This is a genomic window from Anatilimnocola floriformis (assembly GCF_024256385.1).
Classification (GTDB): Bacteria; Planctomycetota; Planctomycetia; order Pirellulales; family Pirellulaceae; genus Anatilimnocola; species Anatilimnocola floriformis.
The window spans coordinates 424,329-442,955 of the sequence record NZ_JAMLFW010000001.1; the positions used below are offsets into that span (position 1 = coordinate 424,329).

At 59.5% G+C, this 18,627-nt stretch carries 14 protein-coding genes; 2 read left to right on the forward strand and 12 right to left on the reverse strand.

All coding sequences use genetic code 11. The features are described 5' to 3' along the window. The first annotated feature begins 236 nt into the window (after positions 1–236). Entirely contained in the window at positions 237–530 is a 294-nt protein-coding gene (locus M9Q49_RS01695) for a hypothetical protein (RefSeq protein WP_254506913.1), read from the forward strand. A 122-nt stretch (positions 531–652) separates the two neighbouring features. Here M9Q49_RS01695 and M9Q49_RS01700 read toward each other — a convergent pair whose 3' ends face one another. The 11 genes from M9Q49_RS01700 to M9Q49_RS01750 all read right to left on the reverse strand — a co-directional run bounded on the left by M9Q49_RS01700 (position 653) and on the right by M9Q49_RS01750 (position 15,945). Further along, complete coding sequence (locus tag M9Q49_RS01700) at positions 653–1,078, reverse strand: AIM24 family protein (protein ID WP_315861195.1); 426 nt, start codon at positions 1,076–1,078, stop codon at positions 653–655. A 95-nt stretch (positions 1,079–1,173) separates the two neighbouring features. Continuing rightward, the gene (locus M9Q49_RS01705; protein ID WP_254506915.1) at positions 1,174–5,571 is read right to left on the reverse strand and encodes a DEAD/DEAH box helicase; all 4,398 of its coding nucleotides are present in this window, start codon (positions 5,569–5,571) and stop codon (positions 1,174–1,176) included. Between the two features lie 99 nt (positions 5,572–5,670). Then, positions 5,671–8,364, reverse strand: coding sequence for a flagellar hook-associated protein FlgL (gene flgL / locus M9Q49_RS01710; RefSeq protein ID WP_254506916.1), 2,694 nt, complete (start codon positions 8,362–8,364; stop codon positions 5,671–5,673). Positions 8,365–8,479: 115 nt separating this feature from the next. After that, positions 8,480–10,177 (reverse strand): flagellar hook-associated protein FlgK, encoded by a 1,698-nt coding sequence (gene flgK, locus M9Q49_RS01715; RefSeq protein WP_254506917.1) that lies wholly within the window; start codon positions 10,175–10,177, stop codon positions 8,480–8,482. Between the two features lie 77 nt (positions 10,178–10,254). Next, complete coding sequence (locus M9Q49_RS01720; RefSeq protein ID WP_254506918.1) at positions 10,255–10,824, reverse strand: flagellar protein FlgN; 570 nt, start codon at positions 10,822–10,824, stop codon at positions 10,255–10,257. A 71-nt stretch (positions 10,825–10,895) separates the two neighbouring features. Next, on the reverse strand, positions 10,896–11,210 hold the full coding sequence (locus M9Q49_RS01725) for a rod-binding protein (RefSeq protein WP_254506919.1): 315 nt from the start codon (positions 11,208–11,210) through the stop codon (positions 10,896–10,898). Between the two features lie 56 nt (positions 11,211–11,266). Continuing rightward, positions 11,267–12,331: a flagellar basal body P-ring protein FlgI gene (locus M9Q49_RS01730; protein WP_254506920.1), complete on the reverse strand. Its 1,065-nt coding sequence runs from the start codon at positions 12,329–12,331 to the stop codon at positions 11,267–11,269. A gap of 40 nt (positions 12,332–12,371) precedes the next feature. Further along, entirely contained in the window at positions 12,372–13,187 is an 816-nt protein-coding gene (locus M9Q49_RS01735) for a flagellar basal body L-ring protein FlgH (RefSeq protein ID WP_254506921.1), read from the reverse strand. Positions 13,188–13,202: 15 nt separating this feature from the next. Continuing rightward, a complete protein-coding gene (gene flgA / locus M9Q49_RS01740) occupies positions 13,203–14,300 on the reverse strand; it encodes a flagellar basal body P-ring formation chaperone FlgA (RefSeq protein ID WP_254506922.1) in 1,098 nt (365 codons plus the stop codon). 49 nt (positions 14,301–14,349) lie between these two features. After that, on the reverse strand, positions 14,350–15,153 hold the full coding sequence (gene flgG, locus M9Q49_RS01745) for a flagellar basal-body rod protein FlgG (protein ID WP_254506923.1): 804 nt from the start codon (positions 15,151–15,153) through the stop codon (positions 14,350–14,352). Between the two features lie 36 nt (positions 15,154–15,189). Continuing rightward, on the reverse strand, positions 15,190–15,945 hold the full coding sequence (locus tag M9Q49_RS01750; RefSeq protein ID WP_254506924.1) for a flagellar hook-basal body protein: 756 nt from the start codon (positions 15,943–15,945) through the stop codon (positions 15,190–15,192). Between the two features lie 343 nt (positions 15,946–16,288). Between M9Q49_RS01750 and M9Q49_RS01755 the strand changes: the two genes are divergently transcribed. After that, the gene (locus M9Q49_RS01755) at positions 16,289–17,104 is read left to right on the forward strand and encodes a TrmH family RNA methyltransferase (protein ID WP_254506925.1); all 816 of its coding nucleotides are present in this window, start codon (positions 16,289–16,291) and stop codon (positions 17,102–17,104) included. Here the strand turns inward: M9Q49_RS01755 and M9Q49_RS01760 are convergent. Beyond that, the gene (locus M9Q49_RS01760) at positions 17,101–18,456 is read right to left on the reverse strand and encodes a 3-deoxy-D-manno-octulosonic acid transferase (RefSeq protein ID WP_254506926.1); all 1,356 of its coding nucleotides are present in this window, start codon (positions 18,454–18,456) and stop codon (positions 17,101–17,103) included. The two genes, M9Q49_RS01755 and M9Q49_RS01760, sit on opposite strands and share 4 nt — an antisense overlap. Positions 18,457–18,627 lie beyond the last annotated feature (171 nt).

Genomic DNA, 18,627 nt, shown 5'->3' on the forward strand with positions numbered 1-18,627 from the left:
CCTGCCGCTCCACCGTCAAATTAGCCCTTCCGCTCCCACCGCACCCTTCACCAATGCGGAAGTGCAAACCTGCGAATTTCGGCAAATGATTCGCCCTTGAACAATCCGATTCTTTGACCTAACATTCAAAGTAGCGGGGTTGCGCCTCTCCTAAAGGAGGGCAATGGTTCGCCACCACTCCTGGCAGGCAGGGACGGCCAGTGGTTTTGTGCTGGATTGGATTGAGGATTGGTTCGATGTACAAACCCGGTGATCGTGTTGTTTATTACGCTACCAAACACAGCAGCCACCCCACTCCGCGTGCGGAAGAACTAGAGCCGGAGCTTTATGGCGAGGGCTATCGTTACGCCGTTCGCAAGTACTGGGTTGTCGCCGACGTTCGCCAGGACGGCACGCTGACCCTCAAGACCCGCCGCGGCAAAGAACGCGTTCTTAGCTCGAGCGACAACCGCCTCCGTCCCGCCAGCTGGTGGGAACGCTGGTTCCTCGCGGGCCGTTTTCCGAGCGGTCAAGAGCTGGTTGCCGGTTAGTCTCGTTGATCGCAGATCGTAGGCCGGAACAAGCGGCACTCCGCGCAGTTCCAGCAAGACCTGCAGCGCGTCTCTCCGCCGGAATTGCGCTAAATACCGGCCTACTCGCCTGAGCCGAAGCACTAGGCCTTCCCACGTGGTATCGCCGCGCGAACGCTGTCGATCAGGTTCTGATAAATATTCGGCACCGGCGCAATGAGCACCGTGCCGGTTCCCTCGAATGTGCTCAGCAAGCCTTCGCCCGAAGTGACGCTTCCCATCAGCGACCGCGAAGCCCGCTGCACTTCAAACTTCAGTCCCGACGTGCGGGCCAGGGCAAACTTGCCATCGACCGACAGTTTCTCGCCGTTCAGTTCCAAGCGTTCGACATAGCCTGGCGCTTGCATCACGACCTTGCCGGTTCCTTTCACGAGCGTTTGAAACCAACCTTCGCCGCCGAAGATCGCCGTGAGGGCTTTGTTTCGCCACACGCCGATCTCGATGCTCATGTCGCTGCAAACGTACGAGCCCTGTTCGAGAATCCACTCCTCGTTCTTCAGATCGAGAATGTGATACTCGCCAAAACTTCAAACGTGGCCATGGTGAACTTTCCAAGGTGAAAGGAGAAATGCTCCCCAGGTATTCGCTCGTGAGCGCCGCATATTCACTTCGCCAGCGCAGCGATCTTTGCATCCTGTACTTTGTGGCCTAATTGCAGGCTGCGGCGCATCGTGAGTTGTTGCAAGGCTGGGACTTCGATGAAGAACTCGATTCGGCCAGAGATCTTGGCGGCAACGCAGCGGCCTCGCTGCAGAATCAGACAGTTCTTGTGCATCGCTGGGACCTTGGGGCCCGCCGTGATGTGGCCGCAGAGATTCAGCGGGTCAACCGCACTGATCAGCGACCACTGCTCGTCGTCGGGTGCATCGCGCAGCTCGCGCAATCGCGTGACGGCTGACTCGAGTGCGTATTGCTCACCAATGCCGGCGATGAATCGCCCGCCGCGGATTTCGCCGCGAAGTTCCAACCGCCGGAGCACGCGTACGAGTTCCCACCACGCCGGCGCGCTCACTTCGCGCGTCAGCAGATCGCGAAACACCACGCCATAGCGGGCTAGCAGCAGCCGGCACCACTTTTCGAGTCGCGCTTCTCGTTCGACGTTTTCCACGACCGCTGGAAATTGTGACCAGCGGCCTGTCGCTCCTGGACGGACCGGAATCGTCATGCCGCGCGTGCGTGCTCGCATGAATGCAGACGTTTTTCGCTTGGCGGCCTCGCTCTTGCCGACAATCGCCCGCACCGCGCCAAACGTATCCGCCGAAACGAAACCCGCGGCGGCACATTCTCTTAAGGCGTCGTCGAGCTCTGTCGGCAGCAAGCCGGTGAGCGCTTTCAGATCATTTTGAAACAGCGCGCCGCGATTTCGCAGGGCAGCGAGCACATCGCGAGCCTTGCTGCCGAGGTGGCCTTCATTCGGCGCGCGGTCGGGTGGCAACAGCCAGGCGAGATCCTCGCGCAGGGCCAGCGAAATGGGCATCACGCGGGTCATGCCGCTGATCGCGCCCTCGTCCTCGCTCCGCCGCGGCGGTTGAAAGCGGCCCCAGCAAAGTTCTCCGCATAAAAACAGATGATCGAGGCCGCTCGGATCCCAATCGCTCACGCGGGCCGAAAGAACCTTGTCTTCCCAAATGCCCGCCGCGAGTTCAAAGCCCTGCAACTGCGTGACCGCCTGCCGGATGCCCGCTTCACCTTGTCGCTGAGAGTCCGGCGTCAGCCCATGCAACCGCGTCAGATAGTCGACAAACACTTCGGCAGCGACTGGCTGAATCCGCCGCCGCAAACCATCGAGCGTGAGGCGATGAATCCGCGCGAGGAGCCGACGATCGCACCACTCGAGCGTGGCAGGATCTTTCGAACTGAAGGCAAGTTCGCTGAACCGGCCGCGCATCACCGAACCTTGACCTTCGATGGCTTCGAGGCAAGGGAACACTTGCGATGGTTCAAAGTGCAACTTCTCCGCGAGCGCTGTTGAAGTGATTGGGCCGCTGCACGCGATGCGCCCGCGAACGACTTCCACTCGGCCGTCGCTTCCTTCCACGGTGACATCGAGCGCTGTGGGCAATTGCGGCGTGGGCGAAACCGTCGCCGTGGGATACGCAGCGCGAATCAGCGGCCAGCGTTCTGTCGCAAACCAAAATTTACTGCCATCGGCCCAGCTGCCGACGCAAGCACGACCGGCTGCCGATAGCTGCTTGAGCCACGATTGCCACGGCCCGACTTCGTCCTCGCGCAGCACGACCATGTTCAGCAGAATGTCGTGCACTTCATCCGGATCACGGGCAAACGGCCAAGCTTCTTCGGTGACTTGCGTAATGGCCGTTGGATCGAGCTTCGCCAGATCACGCATCTGCTCGATGGCCAGGCCTCGGCGAGTCGTCACGGCTCGAGTGCGGCGCTCTTCGAGCGGCGCGTCGTCCAAAAACGCGTAAGGCCGAGCATTGAGCAGCTGGTGAGCAAACGGCGAGGGCTCGCGAGTGTCGACCGGCGTGAACTTGATCGTCCCGGCCTTCACTTCCTTCAGCGCGTCGATCCACCGCGGCAGGTCCATGGCTTCGTGCAGGCAGTCGTACATCGTCTGGCGGACGAGCGGATGGTCGGGCATCTCGATGTCGCCGTGGTGATTCTCGAGACAACCGACCGTTTCCGGAAATGTCGCCGCGAGGAGATCTTCGGCGCGAAACTTTTGCAGGAACGGCGGCACTCGTTTGCCGCCGGAGTTGCGGAGCACGGCGAGGGCTCGCGTCGCATTCCACCGCCACCGAATGCCGAACATCGGCACGGCAAACACGGCTTGCTCGAGCAGCTCCTGAGCATTCCCCGCGTGCAACATGCCGAACAGACTCTCGATGGCAAAGCTGTGCTGCGGCCCGATCGAGAGGAGCACGCCGTTGTCGTCGGCTGCGGCTTGCAGTTCGAAATCGAAACTGCGGCAGAACCGCTTCCGCATGGCGAGGCCCCAGGCGCGGTTGATTCGTGCACCGAGCGGCGCGTGAATGATCAGCTGCATGCCGCCCGATTCGTCGAAGAAGCGTTCGAAGACCACCTCATTGCACGTCGGTACCACACCGAGCGCGGCTCGCTGCGCGGCGACGTAACGAATCCCTTGTTCCGCAGCCCACGCACAAGCGCCACACTGATCCATCAGCCAGGTCATGAGATCGCGATTTTGCGGCGCGACGAGTTTGCCAGGCCCGGCGACGCCTTCTTCATCGGGCTCCCATGCTTCTTCGACCAGATTGCTCGCAAGTTCACGCCGCAGGTGCGACAACTCTTGCGAGAGCTCGACCGTTCGGCCTGGCGCTTCGCCGAACCAGAAGGGAATATTCGGCGGCGCTCCGTGAGCGTCGGCGACGATCACTTCGTCGCGGGTGATATCGACAATTCGCCAGCTGGTGTTGCCGAGGAGAAAGATGTTGCCGACCGTGCTGTCGATGGCAAAGTCTTCGTCGACCGTGCCGACTTGCTTGCGCTCCCCTTCGACGATGACCTTGTATTCGCCCAGTTCGGGAATTGCGCCGCCGCAAGTGATTGCGGCGATGCGGGCATGACGCCGCGCTTTCAGTTTGCCGTTGATCTGATCGCGATGCAGATACGCGCCGGCTTTGCTCCCCGGCTTCAGGCCATCGGAAAGCATCTTGATGATGGCATCGAATTCGGCCCGCGGCAGATTGCGATACGGCCAAGCGCCGCGGCAGAGATTGAAGAGCGGCTCCTCTTCCCATTCGTCGCAAGCAACCGTCGCGACAATCTGCTGCGCGAGAATATCGAGTGGCTGCTGCGGGATTTCGATTTGATCGAGCTGACCAGTGCGAACCGCGCGGACGAGAGCGAGCGATTCGAGCAATTCGTCGCGCGTGAGCGGAAACAATCGCCCCTTGGGAGTCGCGCCGATAGAGTGACCCGACCGGCCGACGCGTTGCAGGAAGGTGGCGATGCTTCGCGGCGAACCGAGTTGGCATACAAGATCGATATAGCCGATGTCGATGCCCATTTCGAGCGACGCCGTGGCAACGATCGCTTTCAGCTCCCCGGCTTTGAGTTTTTGTTCGGCATCGAGACGGAGTTCCTTCGCCAGGCTGCCGTGATGACTGGCGATCGCTTCTTCGCCGAGGAGTTGCGTCAAGCTGTGCGCGACGCGTTCGGCCATGCGGCGCGTATTGACGAAAATGAGCGTGCTGCGATGCGACTGTACGAGCTGCACGAGGCGATCGTAGACTTCACCCCATTGTTCGCCAGAACAAACGGCTTGCAGTTCACTCGGCGGAACTTCGAGCGCGAGATCGAGATTCCGCACGTGCCCGCCGTCGATAATGACGGGAGTATTCGCCGGTTGGCTACCTACCGCATGGCCGCCGACGAGGAACTGACCGATTTGATCGAGCGGCTTTTGTGTGGCCGATAGGCCGATGCGTGTCGGCGGTACTTCGCAGATGGCAGTGAGTCGTTCGAGCGACAGCGACAGATGCGAGCCGCGCTTGTCGCGAGCCAGGGCATGAATTTCGTCGACGATGACGGTGCTCACCGTGCGCAGCAAATCGCGACTCTTGGGCGAAGTGAGCAATAAGTAGAGCGACTCTGGCGTGGTCACCAGAATGTGCGGTGGTGTGCGGAGCATCGCTTGACGCTGAGCAGCGGGCGTATCGCCGGTTCGCACTGCCACCCGCACCGGCCACGGGCCGAGCCCCTGCGCAATGGCGAGCTCTTGGATCTCCGCCAGCGGCACTTGCAGGTTGCGCTGAATGTCGTTGCTGAGCGCTTTCAACGGCGAGATATAAACGACATCGATCCCCTCCGGCAGGTCGCCAGCCAACCAACGGCGGAAGAGGCGATCGAGACAAACCAGAAACGCCGCGAGCGTTTTGCCCGAGCCGGTCGGCGCAGCGATCAGCGTGTGCGTGCCCGCTGCGATGTGCGGCCAACCGTTCGCCTGCGGCGGTGTCGGTGTGCCGAAGCGGTCGCCAAACCAGCGTTCGACGAGGGGATGAAAATGATATCCAGCCATGGATCGACCCCGCCAGCAATCGATTCGAACAACTGTCCAATTGTCGACGATCTGGTCGAGTTCAGCCAGGGGCCATTTGTAGATTCGGCCCAGCGACGACTACAGATAATTGAGCAGCGATAGCTGAAATGCCTGCGCTGTGAGCTGCAGCGAGGCCTGCAAACTGGCCTGCCGAGCCGCAAGCGAAGAAACGGCAGAAGTGAAATCGGTTTCGATTTCACCAGACACAGCTGCCTTCAGCTCGACGTCTTCGTCTTCGAGGCGGGCGTTCAAGGTATCGAGTCCTTGCGAACGCGCGCCAAGCTCGGAACGGGCGAAGAGGATACGATCCATGTCGTCGTCGAGCAGATTCATCGCACGCTCGAGCTTATTGACGTCGTTGTTCTTCAGGGCGTCTTGAATTCGCAACAGCGAGTTGAACACGCTGGAGACTTCCGAAGGATTTACGTCACGGCCCGTGAGAGTTGTTTGTCCGCCCACTCCCACCGTTGCCGGCGCCGAGCTTGTCGCACCGAGAGCAACGAAGCCCAGTTGATAAGCCACGTTGCTGTTCGGCGCCGCGAGCACATGCAGCGAATCACTCCCCGCAGTCGCATCGTAAAGTTCGATGCCGTTGCCGTTGGTGGCCAATCGCGCGGTCACCACATTGCCGGGCAACTGATTGGAAGGGTGGTTGTTGATTAGGTTGATCACGTCCTGCACGGTGTGTGCGCTGGCGACATCAATGTCGAGCGCCGTGCCGTCGTTGCGGACGATCGTGAAATCGGTGCCGTCGCCGTTCTCTACGCCCAAGCCGTGATTCAAATCGGCCAGCTGCGTGGTACCGGTCAATGAGCGAACACCAAATTGTGCCGCCGTGTTGCCGCCGTTTTCGCCGATGGAAAAATCGTAGCCGGCCACGCGCGAACGAATCACAATGCCGTCGCCCGTCGCGTTGATTTCAGCAAGCACGCCAGCATCAGAACCGTTGAGGGTATTCAGCACATCCTGAATTGTCTGTGCCCCGGCAAAGGAAATATTGTGCGTGGCGTTGCCGTTGATGATCTGCAGACCCGAGGTCAGATCGGGCTCGATGCCGCTGCCACCGCTGGTGGTGGCTTGTGAATTGAGATTGATCGCGCCGCTGCCCGCAGCGCCGGCCCCGCTGGAGTCTTGCGCTTCGAGCGAAGTCGCAAACATCGCGTTGATCGTGGCGTTCCCCTGCAGCGCGGTGAGGACTTGCTTGGCCGTCGTCGCGTCGCGCTGCACGTGCACGAAGATGGTGTTCGCGTTGCCACCGGTATTCCCAGTATTGCCCGTCACTAGGCCCGCATCGCCGATCGGAATTGTGCTGGTTGGGTTGTAAGCGCCGTCGGTGGCGTTCGATGTATCGTGCGCAGCCGTAAAGGTTCCTTCGCCATTGATGGCGGCGATCACGTTCTGGATTTCCGTGCCGCCGGCGGTATCGATGCCGATGGTCAGCGTCTTGGTGCTCGAGTTGTAACTGGCCGTTGCTGCCGATCCTAGCGCGCCGGCGTCGACCACTTCGATGCGCACGTTATTCAGCGATGTACCCGCCGATGCGCCGGTCAAAACCAGATTATTACCAAAGCCGTTGAACGAAAGGCCCGCTTGGGCGGGAGTGGCGGTGGCGGAATACGTTGCGTATTCCTGGCCGGCCAAGATTCCGGGCGTGGCGTCGACGAACGAATCGTCAACATATTGTACCGTGACGCCGTTGCCGGCCGTGCCGCGCTGACGGGCTTCGATGACGATGTCGTTGTTCTGCCCCGGCGACTCCAGCACGGTCCGGCCCCGCGTGCCGAACAAATCGGCCAGGCTCGTAGTTTGCCGCAGCTTGGGGTTGATGTCGTTGCCAACGAGTGGAGAAGTACCGACGCCCAGCGTGTTGAAAATTCCCAGTTCGGCCGCTGTGGTGCCACCACCTACTTCGCGCACGCTCAGGTTGCCGCCGCCAGCATCATCCAGATCCAGCACCAAGCCATTATTCGACACGCGGGCGGTCACGGTTCGCCCGGCTGGCGGATTGGCGTTGATCAAATCGGCAACGTCACCCAGCGTTTCTGCCTTCGAGAGATCGATGATCCGCGTCGTGTTGCCGTCGGAGACCGCGATGCTCCCTTTCGTGATTCCCGCGCCGCCGTGCAAATCCGACAGCAGCGTACTGCGGGTCGCGGTTGGATTCAGATCGACCGTCCCCTGCACCGCGGACGAATAGCCGCCGAAAATCTGGCTGCCGGGCAAGTTGGTGTTGAATAGCAAATCGACATCGGAGTAGCTCTGCAACGACGCTTCATTGCCGTTGTACGAGATCTGACTGCCGTTCTGCACGAATGGTTTTTCAGTGGTGCGGGCTCCAGCGAACAAGTACCGCCCGCGAAAAACCTGGTTGCCAACATTGGCCAATTGCTCGATCGCGCGCGAGACTTCTTCAATCGCGGCTTGGCGTTGTTCATCGCTGCTCACGGTATCGGTTACACCGAGTACGGTCGAGCGAATTGAATTGAGCGTATTGCTCACACCCTGAACCGCGGTATCAGTCGCCGAGAGATAAGACTGGCTGGTGCTGAGATTGGTGCGAGCTTGCTTCTTTTGTTCGAGCAACCGCTGCAAACTAATCGCCCGCTGGGCGGCGGGAGCGTCTTCGCTAGGAACGCCAATGCGCCGCCCGGTGGCGATCTGCTGCTGCAACTGCAAGATCGAAACCTGATCGGACTGCAATTGCGAAAGGAGCCGTTGCTGAACCAGCAGGCTGCTCACGCGGTTGGTCGGAATGGGATAGATGGCGGGCATGGGTCGATCTTAGAAAGCCCGGAGCGTAAGCGAGGGAGTACGGCAATTGAGCTGTTTCCAGTTGCGGGCTGGAAGATCAGCGAATGTACTCGTGCGCGACGTTCTAGGGTTTTACTTATAAATTCATTAGCACATCGAGCATTTGGTTGATCGTGGTAATCACTTTGGCGGACGCTTGAAAGGCTCGCTGATAGCCGATCATACGAATCGCTTCTTCATCGATATTTACACCTTGGATGGCGAGCAGCTGACTATCGAGCGTACTGTGAAACGTCTCAAAACCATCGGCGACACTCTTCGTTACTGCGGCGCCTTGCGTCACTTCGCCGATCATTTTGTCGTATTGCACGCTGAGCTTCGATCCACCGAGGCCGGGAATCGGCGTATCGAGCAGATTGGCCAGCTTCACGGCGGTCGCGGTGTCTTCGCCAATGCCGCCGGCACTCGCTGCGAACTTGGCCGGGTCGCTCGAGATCAACTGATTGACGCCAATGCTCGAAGAGCCGGTGCCGCTGAAGAACGTATTCACGCCCAGCGCAGCCAACACGCCGCTGGTGTCGTTGGCAAAGCCGAAGGTCACGAGTGACGAATCGCCGTTGATCTGCAACTTACGATTGGGTGTCACTACGGCCGAGATACCGTCGATGTTGTTCAGCGCCGTGGCCAGGTCGTCGAGCGACATGTCCTTATCGAGGCCGTTCAGATCGACTTTGATTTGCGTGGTGGTTGTCAGGCCGGTCTGCTGGTTTCGTACCTGCACGTCGAACGAACCATTCACCGGTGTGAAGGTCAGGCCGGCGTGGTCCAAGGCAGCGGTGGTGCTATCGACGGCAAATTCGCCCGTCACGTTGCTCAGGCCCACCAACCCTTGGCCGCTCGCGTGCAGCTTGTTGAACTCGTACATCAAGTTCTTAGTAAAGGTATCGAGCTGCGTGAGAAAGCCCGAGAGAATCGTATCGCGCGAGGCAATCAGTCCGGCGACTTTGCCGCTGGTGGTCGAGATCGGTGAATCGGTCGCGGCCAGACGGATTTCTTTGGCGTTGAGATCCCCCTGCGGATTAGTGACCGTTTTGACTTCGCGATAAGTCCCCTGAAACACCAGGTAATCGCCACCGGAGAAAACCGAGACATCACCGGTTTCCTGCTCGACAGCTTGAATATCGATGAGCCCGGCCAGATCGCTGAGGGCAGCCGAGCGTTGATCGCGGAGCCCCACGGCATCGCTGGCAATGGTGTTGCCACCTTCGGCGATGGAGATTTGCAGATTGAGATTCGCAACTTTGCTTAGCAGTCCATTGATCTGATCGGCCGACGCGCCGATTTGATCGTTCACGTCGCTGCGAATTTGCCGGACGCGCTTATCGAGTCGACTAATGTCTTCGGTCAGCGTTTTGCCTTGCAGCACGGCGAGATTGCGCACGCTCGCGCTATCGGGCTGATTGAGAATGTCGTTGACGCTGTTGAAGAAATTACTGAGCGACGTGCTCAGGTCGGTGTCGCTCAATTCGCCGATCAGCGATTCGAGCTGCACGTAAGTGTTGTCTTGCGCTTGGCTGTTGGCCAGGTCGCTCGAAGCATTGCGGACTCGCTCTTCGAGAAAGCGATCGGTTTGCTGCACCACAGCCGAAGCCGTGACACCGAGACCCAAGAGCAGGCCGCCGTAGCGCTGCGTCGGTCCGGGCGTGAGGACCAGTTTCTGGCGGATGTACCCAGGCGTGTTGGCATTGGATACGTTGTTGCTCGTCACCTGCAGCCCGAGTTGGGCTGCAATGAGCGCGTTGTTCGCGATCTGCATCGAGCTGAAAAGTGTCATGCCAAAATCTTCGCAGCGAGTACGCCGAGCCTTGTTGTTGCAGCGAGTGCGCTAAGTTGTTTTCTTTCGTCGTCGAATTATGCGTCGTGGTCGACCAGTCCACCGCGGGCGTGCAGCCCTCCTTCTCCTACTCCATACGTCGGCTGTAAACGGCCTCCGGTAGCGATAATCTCTAGCAATTGCGACACATGCAGCAGCGAACGCTGGGCCACAACCCAATTTGTCAGGCTTTGGGTTTGCAACAGACGCATGCGACTCGCTGTAGTCGCCAGTTCCTTGCGCAGCTTCTCGCCGCTCGAGCCCTTCGTGGCGGGCACGGTGCGGTTCGCTAGCGACGTCATGCTGTCCCCTGGCAGCCCTTCGCGCTGGGCGGCAGCGAGCAATTCTTCGCGCCGAGCGTGGCAAACCTGCAGACGTTCGAGCAGAGATTGTTCGCGTGTTTGCAATTCGCCCATGCCGGAGACATCGACGCTCGCCAGGCGGGCCCGCTTTTCGGCGAGCACTTCAAATAGCTCTTCCTGTGTGCCGCTGAGCTCGGCGAGCAACTGCGTGATCGCTTGTTCCCAATCGATCTTGGCCGGTGGATTCACTGCCGGCACGACAACCGAAGTTGAAGCAGAGGCGGAAGTGGCAAGAGTGGTCGTCATAGGAATCGATTTATCGAGAGAGAGTTATTGTGCTGAGTTGAGGGGGAGCCCCTCGGGCGATCTTCAATCAATTACGAGCGTTGCAGCATGAACATGTCGTACATGGGCCCGGCGAAGGACTCGGCCGAAGCATCGGTCAGCTTCTCTGACAGGATCTGATCGAGCTGCCCTTGGAAAACTTCTTCGGCGCGACCGCCGTGAAAGTAGGCCGGCTTTTCGACCGTCTTCCGCATCGAAGCCAGAGTTTGACCGAACATCGTTTGTCCCACAAAGTCGGTGAAGGCCTTCTTCGTCTCGCCGGGCGAGTGCTTGGCTTGCGACTTCAACGGCGCGCCCGCGGCAGGATCGCGTGTGGGCATCGTCAGGTTGGCGGCGTTGATTTGCATGATGGAAGACTTCGGTTGAGCGGAGCGTTGATTGAGCGAGCGAGGAGCGACGGCGACTATTCGATGATTAGTTCGCCATACAGGGCCCGTTTGTGCTTCAGCATCTTGACGATGTCGATCACGTCTTCGGCGGGAACCTTGAGCGTATTGAGAGCGTCGACCAGAGCGGCCAGCTTCGGCTTTTGCGTATCAGCCGAAGGATTCACTTCGACAAATTGATTCACTTGTTCGCCGCCGACTTGAATCAGGCGATTCTTGTGCATGACGGCAACCGGCCCGATTTCGACGTCAGCTCCGACGATGACGGCGAGCTTCCGTTCGTTGATGATCACGGTCGTATCGGTCTGCGGCCGACCGACGCGAGTTTCCATGAGCACCGAGGCGAACAACGCCGGGTTGTCGGCATAGGTCGGAGGAATGGTGACTTGCACACGCACCTGATCGATGGCTCGGGCAACACCCTCGTTGCTGCTGCCGAGCGAGAAATCGCGTTCGCGATTGATGTTTTGTTCGACCAGGTTAGTCATTTGGAACGTGGCGTGATCCTTGTTCATCACCAGCAACAGCTTGCCGTCCTTGACGAACTCGTTCTGGAACTTCTTTTCGACCTGGCAACCGCCCGAAATCGTGCCGGTTTGCGAGCGGACGATGTCGTCGATCGAGATCTGACCCTTGGCCAGACCATACACGGTCGAGTCACCCGGTACGGGACCATGGAGTTCGGTAAGCATCAGGTAGCCACCTTCGAGGCTCTTGGCGCTCATCGCGCTGACTTTGCAGTCGAGCAAGTCGCCTTGCTGAGCGCCGCCGGCGGGAACCGTGACGGTGAGAAAAACCATCGCGACGTTCTTCACGCCCTTCAGTTCGTCCAGCATCGTTTGACCCTTGGGGTCGTTGCCGATGCGATGACCCATCAGTTCCATGTAGCGAGCGAGGGCCCGCATGGTGGTCTTCGAGTCGCCATCGCCGGTCCCTTTCAAACCCACCACCAGGCCCATGCCGTGCAGCGTGTTCTCTTCCTGACCCTTGATGCGGCAGACATCGCTGAGCTTGATCTCGGCGCGGGCGGTGCTGGCGAAGAGGCCCAGCAGGCAAGCGGTGGTGAGAAGGATGTTTTTCATGATGAAGCCAAGGTCAAAAAGGCGGCGAATAAAACTGCGTTTAAAACGGGCTGAAGACATCGAGCAGGCGAGTGACCCAGCCGCGTTTGTAAGCATCGCGGACGTGGCCGATTTCCTGCTTGCCGATGTGCAGATCGGCGACATCTTCGCCCAGCACCAGGTTGCCGGGGCCGATGTTTTCACGAGCCACAATGCCGCTCAGCGAGCGAACCCACTGTTCATCGTTGCTGTTGATCTTCCAGTGAGCTTCGAGCACCACGTTGCCATTCGGCAGGATGTCGGCGACGGTGGCAGTGATGTTGAACTTGATCGATTCGGTCGTATCGAGCTCACCGGTCGCCCGGTACAACTGCGTGTGAGTGCCGCGAATCCGCTGATCGCCATCGGCTTGCGGATCGGGCTTCACATTGCGAAGACCATTGAGCAACACCCAGTCATTGAGCAGTGCATCCCACTGCGAAGCCTTGCGGCGTTGAATCTGGCCATCCGATGACAGCTTCGAACCAAGGTCGACGCGGATCTTAATGAGATCCCCTTTGCGAACTTCCTTCGGCGGCGGGATCGGTGTTTCGTACCAGCTGCTTCCCAGCATCGGGGCGCCTGGCTGACGTTGGTTCATCGATGCCGATTGCATGGCTTTGCGAGCAGCATAGAGGCTCGAGCTCGGGCCATCGATCACTTCGGGCTGCTGCGGTTGCGGGAAGGGATTCGACTGCTGTTGTTGCGGCTGCGGAAAGGGATTCGATTGTTGCTGCTGTGGTTGGGGAAAAGGATTCGGCTGTTGGGCAGCAATCGTCGCAGCCATGGTGAACACCACGACGAGCGGCAGGCAGGAATGGCGAATCGAATGTTTCATGGCTTGATTCCTGCGTTAGCGGCGATTGAGGGGCGACGTGGCAGAAGCAGCTTGCACTTGCGACCGGCTGGTTTGCATGGCGTAGACTTCGCCACGACGCAGGCCGGTGACGCGGACCGACATTTTGCGGCGATCGACAAACTCGACTTGAATCGTGTCGCCGTCGCTGCCGTCGGTGAGGGCTTTACCCGGTTCGCTGATCTGCAGGCCAGCGGCGATCGAGAAGACTTGGATTTCTTCGCCACGCTTCACCAGGCGGACCGTGCGAATCATGTCGCTGGTCACCAGTTGGCCGGCGTTGAGCGTGCGGGCTGTTTCGCGACCAACAACCTGTTGCGGATCGATCATGATGGCTACGCCCCGTTGCAGCGAAACGGTTTGCAATTGCAAGTCGCTCTCGGCGATCGAGTTGCCTCGTTCGATGGTGCGAATGACGGTCACCGCGCGGGCCGTGCCGGAAACTTCGGCTTCGACGGGCAAGCGAATTGGAGCCGCTTCATTGCCGACGAGCAGCATGAACTGTTGGCGGCCCAGCCACGGCGACACACCGCCTTCGACCCGCACAATCGGTTGATCGGCGAGGGCTTGCACCACGCGGGGCGACATGGCCACTTCGGCTTGCCACTCGGCGGGAATTTCCGAAACGCCTTGCAGATGAGCGACAATCGCCTGACCAACACGGCCTTCGGCAGTCGCAGCAACTTCCGTTGCCTTGGACTTCTTCGGCGAGACCGGCACGATTTGAATGGCAACCACTTCTTGAATCGGCTTCTGGGCGACGGTCGCCGTGCCGATGCGAATCTGCGTGACTTCCGAGCCGCTGAAGCGATGTTCGCGAAGCGACACGCCGCTCAGTTGCAGCAGCTGTTGCACTTCTTGTCGCTTGAGCAACTTCGGCACATCCGGCGAAGGAGCCGGAACCAATGCAATCCCTTCGAGCAACCGAGCTTCGGTGGCATCGCTCGTAGTGACTTCGGCAACATCCCCAAGGCGCACAATGCCACGAGCCACGACCGCTTCGCTGCGGAATTGAATGTCCGCCGCATCGGCAGCCGCCTGGCTGGCGAGCAGCAGCAGCGTGTAAAGGCAAGTTTGGGAAATGTGACGTTTCATGGTTCGTTTCAGTGTTCGAAGACGTGTTCTTTCGCAGAGCGAAACAACATTAGCGACGCAGGTTCGAGATGAGTTGCAGAATCTGGTCACCGGCTTGAATGGCCTGGCTGTTGAGTTCGAACGACCGTTGCGTCGTGATCAGATCGATCAGTTCCGACACCGGTTCGACGTTCGAGGCTTCCAAGAATCCCTGACGCAACACGCCGAGGCCTTGCAGACCAGGCGTGCTCGGCAGAGCTTGTCCCGAAGAATCGGTGATCGAGTACAGATTTTCGCCCAGCTTGAGCAAACCTTCCGGGTTCGGGAACGAAGCGAGTTCGAGCTGACCTTGCTGGGCGAGTTGTTGTTGACCGGCTTGCTGAGCCAGCACGCGACCATCGGCGGTGATCGAGACAGCCGTGGTATCAACTGGCAAAGTGATGTTCGGCACGAGCAAGCGGCCGGTCGCGGCGCTGCCGATGACCAGCTGATTGTTGGCGTTGATCGAGAAGTTGCCGGCCCGCGTGTAAACCGATTGGCCGGTGAACGGGTCCTGCACTTGGAAGAAGCCTTGGCCTTCGATGGCGACATCGAGTGGGCTGCCGGTGTCTTGAAAGGCGCCCTGAGCAAACTTAGTTTGAATGCTCTGGATCTTCGTACCGAGACCCACCGATGTGCCGGTCGCGGTCGGGTTCTGCTGCGAGTCTTGGGCACCGGGAAACTTGTAGTGGCGATAGAACAAGTCTTCGGTGTTGGCCCGGCCCTTCTTGAAGCCGGTCGTGTTCACGTTCGCCAAGTTATTGGCGATGACGTCGAGCTTGGTTTGCATCGCCTCCATGCCCGTGGCGGCGGTGTATAAGGTTTGCACGCTCATGTTGTCGTCCCTGACAAGTCGAGTGAATGTTGTTCGTTAGACTTTGAGCATTCGCGAAATAAGCGAAGCCGTGATCTGATCGTGAGTCTGCATCAAGCGGATGTTCGTTTCGTAGGCTCGCGAAGCGGTGATGAGCTCGGTCATCTCTTGCAGCGAGTTCACACCCGAAACTTCCGTAAAGCCGCTACGCACGCGGCGATCTTCGGGCTGAACGGGATCCCAGCGATCGGTCGTGTTTTGAAAGTAGTTCTGGCCGACCTTTTGCAAATCGGCGACGTTCTGCGGCCGACGCAAACCGATCTCGCGAACATCGCCGGCCTGGCGAATGCGGCCGCCACTGAGCAGTTCCCAGGGCAGGCGAGCGTCGAGTTGAATCGTCGCGCCATCGCTGCTGAGAACCGGATCGCCATCGGCGGTTTGCAGTTGGCCTTCGTGATTGGTTTGGAAGTTGCCGGCCCGGGTGAGCAGCTGCTGATCGCCGCGCTGAACCATGAAGAACAGCTGCGGCATCTCGATGGCCATGTCCGTCGGCACGCCGGTCGGCTTGAACGTTCCCAGGCGAAACTCCGTCGCCGTCGAAGCCAGTTCTACACCGCCACCGATATCGTTGCGGCCGCGCGAGCCACGCATTTCCATGCCCCGCTCAATCGCTTCGCTGTCGCGCGATTCGAGCAGAGCCAGCTCACGCTTGAACCCGACCGTATCCACGTTGGCCAGATTGTTGCTGATGATCTCAACCTTCTGGCTGAGAGCATTGGCTCCGGCGGCGGCGGTATAGAGTCCGTAGAACATGCTGAAGAGCGACCGACAAGTGTTTGGAAAAGACCGCAGCGACCAAAGTGCTCGCCACGGCAGTTGGCCCTCTAAGGCAAGCTCCATGCCAGATGCGGCAGAATGCATTTCGCGAGCTGTTGCTAGCGGAACTAAAATGAAACGCCGCAGAACTTTGCGCGAGCTCTTTGCAATACAATTACGACCTTCCAATCAACTCGCTAGCAATCGGCAAAGCGCAGAATGTGCCGATGTGCAAAGGCGAAACTTGCCGAATCCGAAGTAGCTGAATTCGCCAGAATTCAGATGTTCGCTCACTCGAAGCTCTCTGAATTCTGGCGGATTCAGCTACAGCAACTTTTCCATGCTCCCACCCATCTCCAGCCTGCAAAACCCCCGCATCAAGCAAGCCATCAAGCTGCGCGACCGCCACGGCCGCGACGATCAACGGCGAATCATCCTTGATGGACGGCGAGAAATCGAACGGGCTCTCGCTGCCGGCGTGCAGTTGACGGAACTCTTCATCGAAGCGGATGTGCTGTCGCCGGAGGATGAAAAGAAACTCGTCCGCAACGCGAGAAACTGCGGCGCTGACGTGCTGGATGTTTCTGCGCTGGTGATGCAGAAGCTCGCCTTTGGAGAACGTCACGAAGGGATCGTCGCGACCGCCAAGGTTCCCGATTCAAGCCTTACTGCTTTCGCCGCGGTACTGGCAAAGCGATCAACTCCGCCGCTGATAGCAATCGTCGAAGGCTTGGAAAAACCCGGCAATCTCGGCGCGATCCTGCGCACCGCCGATGCTGCAGGAGTGAGTGGGCTGATCGTCTGCGCCGGGCGGACCGATCTCTATAACCCCAACGCCATTCGCGCCAGCCTCGGCGCAATCTTCACCGTGCCTGTTGCTGCCGCCAATCGTGCTGAGACGTTGAACTTCGTGAAGCAGCAGCAGCTGAAAGTTTTCGCGGCCCGCGTCGACGGCGCTGTCGACTATGCTGCCGTCGATTACCGAGTTCCGTGCGCCATCGTCCTCGGTAGCGAAGCCGAAGGATTGACGCGCGAGTGGCACACCAGCGATGTGCAAGCCATCCGCCTGCCGATGCAAGGCAAGGTTGATAGCCTCAACGTCAGCGTTACGGCTGGTGTGATCTTCTACGAAGCGCTGCGGCAACGAGGAAACTAACCCGCTTGCCGTCGCGGCTGTTTCCGCTGTTGCTTCACGGCAGCTGGAGTGGGAATCGTTCGCGTCAGGGAACTAGCAGCGAGTCCCTGAAGGAACACCATCGTCCGATCGGCAGCCCCTTGTTGGGCAACAACGAGCTCCTGAGCTCGCTTGCCGAGGTCATAAGCAAACTGCGGTTCGCTCAGACAGCGTTCCACAAAGGCTTGCAGTTCCGCCCCGTTCTTCACGACGTGGGCTGCGTTGCTGTGCAGCAGAAGTTGCACCACGTCTTTGAAATTCCAAGTGTTCGGCCCAAAGCAAACTGCGCTGCCATACGCAGCCGGTTCGATCATGTTCTGGCCGCCGCGACGACTAAGGCTGCCGCCGACATAGGCGATAGTCGAAGTTCCCCACCAGGCGCCGAGCTCACCAACGACGTCGATCAACAGGACACGGGCGGCAGGATTGTGGTTCGCCGTTTCGAGGCGAGAGCGACGCTCCCACGGCAGGCCGCTGCGATCGAGCAGCTTGGCAACTTCATCAAAGCGCTCGGGATGCCGCGGCGTGATGAGGAGCCGCAAATTGGGATGGTGCGGCGACAACTGCTGAAATGTCTCGATGGCGAGTTGCTCTTCGGGCGCTTGTGTGCTGCCGACGAGCAGCACAACGTCGCTCTTCTCAATGCCGGCGAGAGTAGCGAGTCGCTTCGTCGTTCCGTTATTGCGGTCCGTTTGCGCACCGTCGAATTTGATCGAGCCGGTGACATGCACCCGCTTCTCATTCGCGCCGAGGGCAATGAACCGCTGGGCGTATTCGGGGTTCTGCACGAGGACCAGGTCGAGCGACTCGAGCGTGCTGCGAATCCAGCGGGCGATGCGACTGTAGCCCTGAAAACTCTTTGAGCTCAGTCGGCCGTTGATCACGGCGACCTGAGCGCCATTCTGATGCGCGGCAGCGATCCAATTCGGCCACAGCTCAAGCTCGGCCATCACCAGCAGCGTCGGCTTGATGATGGTCATCGCGGTGGCCGTCGACCAAGTGAAATCGAGCGGGGCATAGAAGACCGTCCGCGGCGCATAGCGTTTTTGCGCGAGGGCGAAACCCGTTTGCGTCGTCGTGCTGATGACAATTTCCCAATCGGGATGAGCCTGCTCCCAGCGCGCGATGAGCGGCTGCAGCAAATTCACTTCGCCGACGCTGACCGCATGCAGCCAGAGACAGGGAACCTTGCGGTTGCGACGACGAGGAACATCGCCCCAGAACTTTTGCCGCCAACCATCGCGATATTTGCCGTGGCGAAGTCGGCTGTAAAGAAGATACGGCGAGGCTGCGAGGATCAGCAGCAGGTAGACGATGTTGAGTAGGTATGGCATGCGCGAATCCTTTCGCGGCGATGTTTTGTTTTGTCCCCTCTCCTCGGTACTCCGGGGAGAGGGTTAGGGTGAGGGGCCGAATTGCAAAGGGAGCATTCTCTCCGCCTCGGCCCCTCACCCCGGCCCTCTCCCCGTGAGTACACGAGGAGAGGGAGTGGATCTGTTTAGTAG